At 45.8% G+C, this 12,636-nt stretch carries 12 protein-coding genes; 7 read left to right on the top strand and 5 right to left on the bottom strand.

Going from position 1 to position 12,636, the window contains the following annotated elements; translation table 11 throughout:
• The first annotated feature begins 18 nt into the window (after positions 1-18).
• On the top strand, positions 19-1,833 hold the full coding sequence (gene thrS, locus VIM88_RS04545) for a threonine--tRNA ligase (RefSeq protein WP_331861696.1): 1,815 nt from the start codon (positions 19-21) through the stop codon (positions 1,831-1,833).
• A 50-nt stretch (positions 1,834-1,883) separates the two neighbouring features.
• The gene (infC, locus tag VIM88_RS04540) at positions 1,884-2,378 is read left to right on the top strand and encodes a translation initiation factor IF-3 (RefSeq protein WP_414717474.1); all 495 of its coding nucleotides are present in this window, start codon (positions 1,884-1,886) and stop codon (positions 2,376-2,378) included.
• A 79-nt stretch (positions 2,379-2,457) separates the two neighbouring features.
• Here infC and VIM88_RS04535 read toward each other — a convergent pair whose 3' ends face one another.
• On the bottom strand, positions 2,458-5,409 hold the full coding sequence (locus VIM88_RS04535; RefSeq protein WP_331861694.1) for a MutS-related protein: 2,952 nt from the start codon (positions 5,407-5,409) through the stop codon (positions 2,458-2,460).
• 163 nt (positions 5,410-5,572) lie between these two features.
• On the opposite strand from VIM88_RS04535, the gene rpmI reads away from it, so the two are divergent.
• Together rpmI and rplT are read left to right on the top strand one after the other, a co-directional pair.
• On the top strand, positions 5,573-5,764 hold the full coding sequence (gene rpmI / locus VIM88_RS04530) for a 50S ribosomal protein L35 (protein ID WP_331861693.1): 192 nt from the start codon (positions 5,573-5,575) through the stop codon (positions 5,762-5,764).
• A gap of 217 nt (positions 5,765-5,981) precedes the next feature.
• Positions 5,982-6,335 carry a 50S ribosomal protein L20 gene (gene rplT, locus VIM88_RS04525; protein ID WP_331861692.1) on the top strand — a complete coding sequence of 118 codons (354 nt, stop codon included), beginning with the start codon at positions 5,982-5,984 and terminating at the stop codon, positions 6,333-6,335.
• Between the two features lie 274 nt (positions 6,336-6,609).
• On the opposite strand, the gene VIM88_RS04520 is transcribed toward rplT, so the two are convergent.
• The 4 genes from VIM88_RS04520 to VIM88_RS04505 all read right to left on the bottom strand — a co-directional run bounded on the left by VIM88_RS04520 (position 6,610) and on the right by VIM88_RS04505 (position 8,688).
• A complete protein-coding gene (locus tag VIM88_RS04520) occupies positions 6,610-7,350 on the bottom strand; it encodes a ferredoxin-thioredoxin reductase catalytic domain-containing protein (RefSeq protein ID WP_331861691.1) in 741 nt (246 codons plus the stop codon).
• On the bottom strand, positions 7,350-7,847 hold the full coding sequence (locus tag VIM88_RS04515; RefSeq protein WP_331861690.1) for a hypothetical protein: 498 nt from the start codon (positions 7,845-7,847) through the stop codon (positions 7,350-7,352). The genes VIM88_RS04520 and VIM88_RS04515 overlap by 1 nt, the downstream gene beginning before the upstream one ends.
• A gap of 111 nt (positions 7,848-7,958) precedes the next feature.
• Positions 7,959-8,222 (bottom strand): hypothetical protein, encoded by a 264-nt coding sequence (locus VIM88_RS04510; RefSeq protein WP_331861689.1) that lies wholly within the window; start codon positions 8,220-8,222, stop codon positions 7,959-7,961.
• 25 nt (positions 8,223-8,247) lie between these two features.
• Entirely contained in the window at positions 8,248-8,688 is a 441-nt protein-coding gene (locus VIM88_RS04505; protein ID WP_331861688.1) for a DoxX family protein, read from the bottom strand.
• A 256-nt stretch (positions 8,689-8,944) separates the two neighbouring features.
• Between VIM88_RS04505 and VIM88_RS04500 the strand changes: the two genes are divergently transcribed.
• The 3 genes from VIM88_RS04500 (at position 8,945) to VIM88_RS04490 (ending at position 12,239) form a co-directional block, all read left to right on the top strand.
• The gene (locus VIM88_RS04500) at positions 8,945-9,451 is read left to right on the top strand and encodes a gluconate 2-dehydrogenase subunit 3 family protein (protein WP_331861687.1); all 507 of its coding nucleotides are present in this window, start codon (positions 8,945-8,947) and stop codon (positions 9,449-9,451) included.
• Positions 9,448-11,148 (top strand): GMC family oxidoreductase, encoded by a 1,701-nt coding sequence (locus VIM88_RS04495; RefSeq protein ID WP_331861686.1) that lies wholly within the window; start codon positions 9,448-9,450, stop codon positions 11,146-11,148. The genes VIM88_RS04500 and VIM88_RS04495 overlap by 4 nt, the downstream gene beginning before the upstream one ends.
• A 125-nt stretch (positions 11,149-11,273) precedes the next feature.
• Positions 11,274-12,239, top strand: a complete 966-nt coding sequence (locus VIM88_RS04490; protein WP_331861685.1) for a LysM peptidoglycan-binding domain-containing protein — start codon at positions 11,274-11,276, stop codon at positions 12,237-12,239.
• Positions 12,240-12,636: the final 397 nt, after the last annotated feature.

Here is a 12,636-nt window from a genome sequence, read left to right as displayed (position 1 = left end):
ACAACATAAAGGGCTAACTTGAGCGAAAATCTTATCGGGTACATAGATGACCAGGGCAACATTATAGATACACAGAGTGCAGGGGAGAACTGTACAGCGACACCTATTGAGTATGACAACTCTGAGGCGGCATTGGAGATCATCCGCCATTCTACGGCACACCTTATGGCACAGGCCATTACGGAGCTTTATCCTAATTCACAGTTCTTTGTAGGGCCGGTAGTGGACGAAGGGTTCTACTATGACTTCAGGGTCGATCAGCAGATCGGCGAAAATGACCTTAAGAGCATCGAAAAGAAGATGAAAGAGCTCATCAAGCAAAAGTACAAGATCGAGAAGTACGAGATCAGCAAAGCGGAAGCGATGGAGAAGTTTGCAGACGATGATCTGAAGCAAAAGGTCATGTCCCGTATCGAAGATGACACGCTCTCCATTTACAAGCAGGGCGACTTTGAAGACCTGTGCCGCGGACCGCATGTACCCGCACTACGTTTTCTGCATAACTTCAAGCTGACACGTGTGGCCGGTGCCTACCTTGGCGGGGACGAGAATGCCGAGATGCTGACACGTATCTACGGGGTGGCTTTTGCAGACAAAGAAGCGCTCAAGGCGCATTTGACGATGCTCGAAGAGGCCAAGAAGCGTGACCACAGAAAGATAGGTCACGAGATGGAACTCTTTATGTTCAATGACGCGGCAGGCCCAGGGCTTCCGTTCTGGATGCCAAAAGGTGCAAAACTTCGTTACAAGCTGGAGAGCATTCTGCACAAAGCACACCTTACACGCGGCTATGAGCCGGTACGCGGACCGGAGATCCTTAAGGCAGATATGTGGAGAACCTCCGGGCACTATGCCTGCTATGGTGAAAATATGTACCTTACAACGATCGATGAGCAAGAGTATGGTATCAAGCCTATGAACTGTTTAGGGCATATCCAGGTCTTTAAACAAACACCGAAAAGTTATCGTGACCTGCCGTTGCGCTATTATGAATATGGGCTGGTGCACCGTCATGAAAAGTCAGGCGTACTGCACGGGCTTCTGCGTGTACGTGAATTCACCCAGGATGATGCGCATATCTTCTGTGAAGCAGATCAGATCGCCGCTGAAGTGCTTGACGTAGTAGAATTTGTGGATTCGGTGATGAAACTGTTTGGCTTTGAGTATACGATGGAGGTCGCGACCAAGCCGGAAAAAGCGATCGGTGACGATGCGGTATGGGAATTGGCGACACAGGGGCTCAAAGATGCACTGAACGGTAATAACCTTCCGTTTACCATCGATGAGGGCGGGGGTGCATTCTATGGCCCCAAGATAGACATCAAGATCACGGATGCCATCGGACGTAAATGGCAGTGCGGAACGATACAGGTGGACTTTAACCTTCCTGAACGTTTTGAGGTCGAGTATGTCGCAGATGACAATACGCGTAAGAGACCGGTGATGATTCACAGAGCGATCCTGGGATCATTTGAACGTTTCATCGGTATCCTTACCGAGCATTATGCCGGGGAGTTCCCTTTCTTCCTGGCCCCTGTACAGGTCATATTTGTTCCTATCGCTGACAGTCATGCAGATTACGCCTATGCACTTAAGAAAAGACTGGTTCAAGAGGGTATGGATGCCGAAGTCTATGACAAGAACGATTCTCTGAACAAACGTGTTCGTAATGCAGAAAAGCAGCGTGTGCCGTATGTGGTGATCATCGGAGATGAAGAAGTGGCCAACAAAACGGTCGCTATCCGTGACAGAAGAGCCAAAGAACAGTATAATCTTACGCAAGATGAATTTATGGTAAAATTAACACAACAACTTCAAGAAGGTAAAATTTGAGTAAACAACACGATAGAAACAAAGGCAGAAAAAAAGCTGACGATACAATCATGAATGAGGCTATCAGGATCAATGAGCTTAGAGTCTTAGGTGATGATGGCGAACAGCTTGGTATCCTTTCCAGGGATGAAGCGATGCAAATAGCAGAAGAGAAAGGCTTGGACCTTGTGCTTATGTCTCCGGATGCAAAGCCTCCTGTTGCCAAGATCATGGATTACAGCAAATACAAGTACGAACTTGAAAAGAAGAAAAAAGAAGCCAAGAAGAACCAAAAGATCATCGATGTGAAAGAAGTGAAATTTTCTTGTAAGATCGCGGACAATGACATTGCCTATAAAGTGAAGCATGCAAGAGAATTCCTGGAAAAAGGGAAGCACGTAAAGCTTCGTGTTTTCTTGCGAGGTCGTGAAATGGCAAACCCTGAGTGGGGAGTGGATGTACTCAACCGTGTATGGCCTATGCTTGAAGATATAGGAAATCTGGAGAGTAAACCTACACAAGAGGGACGCTACATCAACATGTACGTCACCCCGCTTAAAAAATAAACATCATTTTATCTTCTGAGAGAGATGTGAATGCCGTACTGCGGTACGGCATGAAATCTCTTTCAAACCCTTATCCGCGCTACACACTTTTGGCCCGGGTCTCATCCTTTATCTCATAATGTAGTTTTAACCCCTCATTGGTCATCACGAACCCGGAAATATTGATCTTCCCCTCATGTACCAGTTGATGGTGCTTTTTGCATAAAGGGATCAGGTTGTATTTGTGGTTTTTGTGGAAATGGTCTATCTGACCCTCCGCATTGGCATGTTTCTGCTCAGCGATGTGGTGTACATCTTCCACGCTCTCTTCACATAAGGCACACTTGCTGAGGTAGAGGTCCTTATGGTATTTGCTGTTCTTTTGCTTACGCAGTTTTTTAATGTCACTTCCGCCATTATTGAGGTTTTCACGTATGGTCTGTGCGGTTTGCAGGAACTCCTTGTCCATATGCAGTGATTTGGCGAACTCCAGTCCGTAGAGGCTGTCTCCCATGCCCAGCTGCAGCACACGGTTATAGACCAGGGTATCATTGCTCTCATCGTACTTGATCCCCAGATGCAGGAAGATGAGGTGTTTCAGGTGCTGCAGCTGAGGAATGCTTCCCAGCTGGTGCAGGTGCGTAGCAAAGATGAAGGTGGACCTGAGTGAGATCAGTTTTAGGATCGCGCTTGAGACGATGGCAAGGGCAGACTCTGTCTCCGTTCCCTGGCTGATCTCATCTCCCAGGACCAGGGAGCGTTCATCGGCACGGTTAAAGATGTTCTTGAGCTCCATCATCTCTACAGCGAAGGTTGACAGCCCTTTGTAAAGGTTGTCCTGTGAAACGATACGGGTAAAGAGCTTGTCATACAGCCCAAAACGAAGTTCCACGGCAGGCACAAAGAATCCGGCTTGCGCAAGGACCACAGAGAGACCGATACTTTTCATCAAAGAGGATTTCCCTGAAGAGTTGATGCCGTACAGCAGTGTGCCTAAGACATCGTCACCGTCACTGGCATTGAGCGTGATATGGTTATGGGCAGTACCATTGTTCTCTCCCAGAAAGACATCATTAGGCACATAGATACCTCTTTCATCGTTCGATTCGATGATAGGATGGCGGAGTGCAATGGCTTCGTAAAAGTTCCCCTCTTCAATGATCGGGCGGGAAAGGTTCATGGTCTTGCTGCATTTGGCATTAGAGATCGCCACATCGATGTCCGCGATAAAGACGATCAGTTTGTCAAGCAGTAATGAGAATCTGTTCTCAAGCAGATCGAGACTCTCTATGTAGCGCTGTTTGACCAGTGATACAAGTTTTACCTGGGAGGCTTCATAGTTACGTGTGATCTCCTCAAAGAGCGGGGCCTGCACCTTGACGGCATTTTTCAAATATTTGTAATGAAAATCTTTAAAGAAGTGATGCCGGTTGTCAATGGTGACAAAAGAGTCTTTGAGCGCTTTCTCTATCAGGGTAAAGCGGTTTTTGGTCAGATTGAGAAAATACCCTTCGCTTTCCAGATAATTGACCGTGGTATATTTGGCGCTGCCTGAGAAGAGTTTGTCCTGGTCAAAGAGCGACTCGACATGGTCGGCCACCTGGTCCATCTTATTGACTTCTTTTTCCTGATGCCTGACAATAGTGTCGATCGCCGGGTAGACACCGTCTTTGAAGAGGTTGTCATTGATCTGTTCTATCCGAAACCTTGCACAGACATCCAGTTCAAAAGTGTCCTGCAGGACTTTGAGCATCTCCTGCGTCTCTGTATAGAGAGTGTCATCCATTGCAAGACCATTGTTCTGGGCATCTTCAAGCAGTTTGAGGATCGCTTCCAGAGACATGGCGATATAGGTGAGCTCTACAGGGTGGAGTTTGCGCAGTTTGATCCGCCTTGTGATACGTTCAAGGTCATAGATCTGTTTCAGGTGTGTCTCAAAGCGGTTGATGCTTGGCAGCAGCCGTTCTGTCAGGTTATAGCGCTGTTCCAGCAGCTCCCTGTCACAGATAGGGTTGAGCAGTCTCTCTTTGAGCAGACGCTTCCCGAAGGCGGTAGAGGTTTTGTCTATGAGATCGAGCAGCGTGATATCCGCAGGGTCACGGGAGATCACCGAAAGCTGCTCCATCGCATTGTTCCCGATATACATATAGCGGTTATTCCCCAGGAACTGGGGCTTGTTCATCTTCTCTATGATGCTCTCGTCATGCTCGATGATAAAGTCGATGAGTACGGCCAATGACTCTGTCGTATAGGGATGCCGCTCAAGGTCCAGGAACTCAATACTGGAGAGAAAAGAGTTGATGTTGAAGACCCGTGCAAAGAGCTCGTTCTGAAACTGAATTTTAAAGCGTTTGGTATTGACCGAGTAGTGGAGGGATTCAAGCTCCAGATAGTGCACGATCCACTCTTTATCGATCTCTTTGCTCTCCAGGGTGATGATGACCTCCGAGGTCGTATAGGTCTGCAGAAGATTAAATGCTTCATCCAGGGCATAGGTCTTGTCATCCCGGGTGGAGTGTATCTCGTTACAGATGGTCTTCCCTGTACTGACATCGATGGCAGCATATCCCACAGAAAAGATCCCGGCATTCTCATCGATGAGCAAAGAGACAATGTTGTTTTCGCTGGGCTCGCTGAGGTATTCAAAATTGGTACCCGGAGAGATGATGTTGGACACATAGCGTTTGATGTTCGGCATTTCGCCTTTTTGCTTGACCACGATGATGGTATACTTTTTGGTAGCGATGAGACGCGAGAGATAGCGGTCCAGAGAGACAGCGGGCACCCCTGCCAGCAGCGGATTGGAGAGGGAGTTCTCCAGCACCGCTTTGCTTTTTCGTGTCAGCTGGATATTAAGCAGCTCTGCGATCTCTTTGGCCTTTCCGACCTTCAGGTCATCGTTATTGACCTCATAGACCTCAAAAAAAGTGCCGATCTCCATCAGTACCAGGGCATCTTTCCCGTATTTTTCTTCAAAATGCAGTTGCAGATCAAAATAAACCTCTGTTAAAAGTTTCTTTTTCTGAGAAAGTATTTCGGTCACTTTATCCACTGGCCCCGCCCTCTTTTTTAACTGGATAGATTTTAACACAAATAGGGTTAGAGATATCGGTACGGTTTGGGTTTATAAATCTTTTAGATATTTTGGGTATAATACCGTCCCATTTTCTGCTAAATGTATGTTTGGTGGAAAAAATCCATAAGGGAGTAAGCCTATGCCAAAAATGAAAAGTGTTAAAGGCGCTGTGAAGCGTTTTAAGATCAAAAAAAGCGGCAAGATCAAAAGAGGAACAGCGTTCAGAAGTCACATCCTTTCAAAAGTTGATGGCAAACATCACAGAAGTATGAGAAGTCCTAAGCACGTTGATCCAGCGGATGCTAAAAAGATCAAAGAGATGATCAACTGATCATTCTTTGATCTAAGAAAGGAAATGCGCTGCTCGCATGAGCCCGCTGCTGAAGTGAACGCAGCGTTAGCGTAGTTTTATTGGACTTTGTTCAAAAAACGTTCCTGAACAACAAGATTCCCCCGATTAGGGGCAAGTTCAAACAGAGAGAATGTTTGACACCTACTAAAACTGGCTTTAAAAAAGTTACAGTACAAGTCTAAGGTAAAGGATAAACATGAGAGTAAAAACCGGTACGGTCAGACATAGACGTCACAAAAGATTATTAAAACAAGCGAGAGGGTTCTACAGCGGTAGAAGAAAACACTTCAGAAAAGCAAAAGAACAGCTCGAGCGTTCATTAGTATATGCTTACAGAGATAGAAGACAAAAAAAGAGAGATTTCAGAAGACTCTGGATCGTTCGTATCAATGCGGCAGCAAGATTGAACGGTATGAACTATTCGACGTTCATGCACGGTCTTAAGCTTGCAAATATTGAACTTGACAGAAAAATTCTTGCTGACATGGCAATGAATGCGCCTGAAAGTTTCGCGAAAGTGGCTGAGGCTTCTAAAGCAGCAGCTAAATAAGTCTTAGTAGACTATCTTTTGGGGAGCTTTTGCTCCCCATCCCCTTTTTTAACTATTCCCCTCATTATTATATTCAATTTAAATGCAGACTCTTTTGTCACTTTTTTCTTTTTGTACTGCGACAAAAAAGAAAGAAAAGTAACCAAAAAAGAAAAAACGCAAAGGACTGTCGTGGGCTGATGAAGTTTTTTATAGTTTTGATTTGCATGAGGGGTAAGAATTTCCTCTTTTCCCGTATCGGCGGGTATAAATACCCGCAAGCGAGAGGAAGAGGCTATCCTCTTTGGGTTTCACCCGAAAAGCCGATGATGCCTGGACGCAGGTTGCAGACATGTTCGAACCCCAGGCCTTTCATGGCATGCTGTACCTGAAAGCTTCTGCTGCCTGAGTGGCAGTAGACGATGATAGGGTCTTTTTTGAGCCCGGAGAGCTCTTCTTCTACCTTAGCATAGAACTGTGAAGTGGGTACAAGCTTGTCCGTTCCTACGATGTGCTCCATCTGGAACTCCATGAACTCTCTTGTGTCCACAAGGGTAAAGTGGACCATACCGAGCTTTTTTGCTTCAAGCAGGGCTTCGAGTTCATCGCCGTCGAGCTGTTCCTCTTTGAGAAGCTGCTCTGCCTCTTCCCTGGTCAGGCCGCGGGAGTGTTCATGGACGACCTCTTCTATGGTGTTGTGCTGTGCCTGGGATGCCGCATATTCGGGCGTACAGAAGATGCCGCAGTGACAGTGACCATCTTCAGGGATCTCTTTTTCTATGGCAGGTTTACAGGGACAGATACGGTTGTCTGCAGCTTTCTGCTCCTCTTTTGTCTCTCCTATCACCATAAAACATGGACAGAACTGTTTCCCGTAAATGAGTTTGTTTCGGGCAAGACCCATCGCCACACCTTCATTGACCTCCTCATTGGGATTTTGGACCCAGCCAAACTGCTTGTTGACCTTTTCCACAAAATCCCAGGTCTTTTCGAGCTGTGCCTGAAACTCATCCGAATTCATATCTATGTGTTGCATTACATTCCTTTCTCTGTACTATTGGTATCCAAAGGCTTGGCCATATCTTGAAATTCCTGCATATAGATCTGCATAAGTTTACCCCATTCATGAAGCAGGTCTTTGGTCTTATTGAGATCGATATGAAGTTGTTGATCTTTCATCTCCACACCGGCCTCTTTTTTTTCAATGACCCCTTTCTTCAAGTCTTCGGAAATTTTTTGTACCTCTGCGGACATCTTTTCATTCAATGCTCTAAAAAAGTCTTTGGTCCTGTTGGTATCGATCGTGATGATCCCATCGTCCATGCGGAACCCCATCCGGCCCAGCTTTGTTTCGTTCTCTTCTTGTGATCTTTTCAACGCTTCTTTTTGTGCTCCAAGTTCAGCAAGCAGTTCTGCTCTGGCCTGTTGTGCGATCTTGGCATCATGTGCAGCCTGGTCTTTTGCAAGCTGTTCTTTGTCTTCACATCCGGTTAAAGCGAGTAGCAGTGCAAGCATGATCATAAAGTGTCGCATGGGGTTCCTTTAGGGTGATATAAGTACATTATACAATGATTTTTAAAAGAAAGATAAAACCCCCATACCTTCAGGATATGGGAGTCTAAGGAAGAAGTGTGACTGGGTAGATTATCCACATTTGCCTTGACCGCATTTGCCTTTTTCAGGGACTTTTTTATTGTTCTCTTTGTCACCGCTGCATTTACCGCTTTCACATTTTTTACTGTCACCGGATTTTCCGCTGTCACATTTGCCGCTCTCATACTTTTTCTCAGTTTTTTTACTGTCGCCGCATTTGCTTTCACCACATTTACCTTCACTGCATTTTCCTTCTGCTGCTGCCAGTGTACATGTCAGTGCGATCGCTCCAAGCAAGATGAGTAGTTTTTTCATTTTTTTTCCTTTGGTATCATTCTGTTTATTGCTCTTCCCCGAATAAAAGGTGGTCCAAGCTGAATTTTCCGGCTCCAAGTGAAGCAAAGAGAGCTAAAAACAACAGATAGTAGAGAGGAATTTCAAACCCGTTATTCCCCGCTGAAAAGCCATGGGACAGGTGCACCGTGGTAATGGCCACGACCATCACGACCATCAGCGGAATGGAGATCAGTCTTGTAAAAAGACCCAAGGTCAATAGCACCACCCCTAACAATTCAGTAGTGGCCGCAAGGTAGGCATTCAGCGTAGGAAAGGGAATGCCTAGCGTACCTCCGAACCACTCGGCGACACTGGAAATATCTGACCACTTTTCCATTGCCGGACCGTAAAATCCATACGCAACAGTGAGTCTAGCCAGCAGTAAAGAAATATTTTTCCCGCTGCTTAATATATTTTTTGTGATCGGGTAGACATTTTTTAGCATCAGAACCTCCTTTGGCTACTATCTTTTGCTGTAACAGGACAAGTATAATAGAAAAGATGTGTACTGTATGTGTATCGCAGAGAAAATAGAAAATACGATTTTTGACTTTTTATCTCTGAATGCTGTTATGTTCTCATCGTGTTATGACCATCCATAAAGTATAATGTGTGCAGGTATAGTTTAAGCGTCATGGATGCTGCACTTCAACTGCACACTCTATTAGGTATGATGCGTGAAAATGTGAGAAGAGGGCAAGATGATACAGAAAAGAAGAGACTTTTTACTCTGGGGTTCCGTATTGGGGATCGCTCCCTATCTTCATGCCAAAAGCCCCGGCAGCTATGAAAAAGCATTCAAGAAAATAGAACCCACGATCGAAGCAGTACAGCAACACATGTTCCCGGAGGGGAGCAAACTCCCTTCTGCCAAAGCGATGAAGGCAACCCGGTTTTTATATGAAACCGTCTCGCACCCAAGTTTCGACAGGGATATAAGAGCGTTTGTACTCGAAGGTGCCGAAGAACTCTCAGTCAGGGAAAAAGGACGGTTCGCTTCCCTGAGCGATCAGGAGAAAGAAAAAGCATTGCGTGCGTATGAAGAGACAAAGTATGGCAGTGCCTGGTTGTCACGTATTATGACGCTGACGATGGAAGGAATCTTCTCGGACCCTGTTTACGGGTCAAATATCCATGAAGCCGGATGGAAAGCGATCGGTGCCTATGGCGGACTTCCAAGACCTGCAACAAGGTATATTGCGCTATGAAATATGATGTGGTGATCATCGGTTCAGGGGCAAGCGGGGGAGCGGTAGCCTATACGCTGTGCAAAGCAGGATTCAAAGTGGCGGTGCTTGAAAAGGGCAGGCTGCTCAATCGCGACGATTTTTCTAAAGACGAATTGGCCTACTGTCGCAGAGATATTGTCACGCCCAGCCTTTTTGATGAGTACCATACGATAGAACAGAAGATAGACGGCCAATGGGTCGCCACGCCCACCTATGAATCCGGATGGAGTTTCTGGAACGGCAATATCGTAGGAGGATCGTCAAATTTCATGTCCGGGATGCTGCACCGTATGCATCCGGATGACTTCAGGCTCAAAAGCAAATACGGCGAGATCGAAGGTGCCAATGTGGTAGACTGGCCTATCAGCTATGAGGATATGGAGCCTTACTATACGCTTGCAGAAGAGCTGGTAGGCATCTCGGGCCATTATGAAAAACATGACTTTGAGCCCTGGAGAAGTACCCCCGACTTTACACAGCCTCCCACCAAAGAGAACGCGGTGGTCAAACTGTTTGACAAAAGCTGTCAAGCCCTGGGTGTCACACCGCTTGTCACCCCACGGGCAGTGCTCTCTCAAAGCAAACCCGGACGTGATGCCTGCTACTACTCCAACTTCTGCGGAAGCTACGGGTGTGCTTCCGGAGCCAAAGGGAGTTCACGAGAAGCACTGCTGAAACCGGCTTTGGCAACAGGCAACCTGACACTGATGACAAACACCCATGTCAAGTATCTGCATACAGATTCAAAAGAGACGGTCAGCTATGCGCTGGCAGTGGATACTCTCACCGGAAAAGAGAGAAAGATAGAAGGAAAGCTTTTTGTCGTAGCCGCGCAAGCCCATGAAAGTGCCAGACTTTTGCTGAACTCATCAAACAAATATCACCCTGAAGGGTTGGGGAACAGCTCTGGCGAACTGGGTAAGAACCTGATATTCTCCGGGGGCGGTTCGGGTCAGGGTGAACTGCATAAAGATGGGCTAAAAGAGATAGCGTTCAAAGACCTGATGGAGACGGGGCTCTTTGTCAACCGTTCCGTATTGGACTGGTACTTTATAGACGATTGGTGGGACGGCAGGTTTAAAGGAGGCTCGGTAGAGTTTATGTTCGAGCACCAAAATATCATCAGCCGCGCCCGCAAGAATAATAGTGAAGAGGGCAGGCTGGTATGGGGCAAAGAGCTCGGGGACCGTGTTGTGGAACGGTTTACTGCACAGAAAAGCATACGTTTTGAGGTCTTTAATGACTGGCTTCCCAATGATGACTGTTTTGTCTCCCTGGATCCTGCCCATAAAGACAAATATGGTATGCCTGTAGGGAAATTACGTATCGAGGGGCACCCGCAAGATGTCAAGGTGGGAAACTATATCGCCAAGAAGTGTGAAAAGATCCTTGAAGAGATGGGAGCGAAGAACATTTATTCTTCTATCTCCTCAGCACCTCCGCAAAACCTGGTCGCCGGCGGATGCCGCTTCGGGGACGACCCCAAAACCTCAGTACTTAACAAATATTGTCGGTCCCATGATGTGGAAAACCTGTATGTCGCTGACGCCAGCTTCATGCCTACAGGAGGTTCTGTGGCTTACACATGGACCATTTTTGCAAATGCATTCAGGGTAGCCGACCAGCTCGTCAAGACACTGCAAGAGGCTAAAAAGCCCATGAAGTCGGCATCCTGATTTAAGTTAGATTTAAAACCGTGTTTATTTTTTATTAATAATATATAGATAGAATAAGAACATATTTTTTAGTATGTACTTATCCAAGTGTATACTATAATGTATTAATTCATCAGGAGATTCCATTGAAAATACTTTATACGCTACTCGTCACCCTTTCCCTCACTGCAGTCACAGCACAGGCAGCCATCCAGAAAACATCAAAGCATACGATCAAAAAAGGAGAGACACTTTCTTCCATTGCAAAAAAATATCATACATCGGTTGCAAAAATAAGACAGGTGAATGGTCTGAAAAAAGGTGCGGTGATCCAATACGGGAAACAATTGAACGTACCGGTGAAAAACTATGCCGCGGCAGCTGATAAAACAACAGATTATGTGATAAAAAAGGGAGATAGCCTCTCTACGATCGCACAGAGGCATCAAACGACCATTGCTAAACTGAGAGAAGCCAACGGGCTTCAGAGAAGTGCTATTCTCAAGATAGGAAGCGTACTGAAAGTACCTCAAACGAAGCAAGAGGTGTCTCAAGTGAAGCAAAAAGTGCAGCTTGCAAAACCAACGCAAAAAGCTACGGACAAGAAGTTCATTGCCTCACTCTCCCGCCTCGAGACCGTGAACCTTAAGAAGCAAAAAGAAGCAAAAAGCCAGGGCTTCTCCTTCTCAAACATTTTTGGCAGCAAGAGCAAAGAAGAGGCAGAAGAGTTGGACAAGTGTCAAGCGATTATCTCTTTGGCAAAACAAAAACTAGGGAAAAAATATGTCTGGGGCGCAAGCGGCAATAGAAATACCTATGATTGTTCCAGCTTTGTAAAATTTGTCTATAAAAAGCATGGTATAGACCTTCCTCGTACCTCTATCATGCAGTCAAAAGTCGGGAAACAGGTGAAAAGAGATGAATTGCAAGTGGGAGACCTGATCTTCTTTGATACCTCGAAACAACGTAAAGGGTATGTGAACCATGTAGGTATCTATCTTGGGGATAATAAATTTATCCATGCGTCATCCGCAAAGAAACAAGTGGTGATCACAAGTCTGGAGAAGGCATTTTACAGCAGCAGATTCAAAGGTGCAAGACGTCACCTGTAATAGTATTTGCTTTGCAGGATGAGGGAACGGACGCTTTACCCCTCTTCTAGAATATGACTTCTATATAAAAATCATCCGTTTGGTAGTATAATTGTGAAATGCACCGGGGAGGGCATTTTTTTGAATAAAAATATAAAGGAAGCATGATGAATGCTTGTAGGAAATGTGACAATACGAATGTTGTTTGGAATGGCGGCTGGAGACAGTGTGTAAGTTGCGGCGAAGTGTATGAAAGAGAGTATACCAGTGAGCAGTTACATGGTCTTTCGCCTCAAGAGCATAAGAGCCTGGATGACATTGCATCGTTACCTTTAAAATCAACACTCATGGGGAAATTGATATCAAGATTTCATTTGATATGCTAAGAACAGCCTGAGTTGGCTAAGAGGATTGTATG

The organism is Sulfurovum sp. (assembly GCF_036568385.1).
Taxonomy (GTDB): domain Bacteria; phylum Campylobacterota; class Campylobacteria; order Campylobacterales; family Sulfurovaceae; genus Sulfurovum.
The sequence above is the reverse complement of the archived record's forward strand: the minus strand, read 5'-3'. Positions and strand labels throughout refer to the sequence as shown.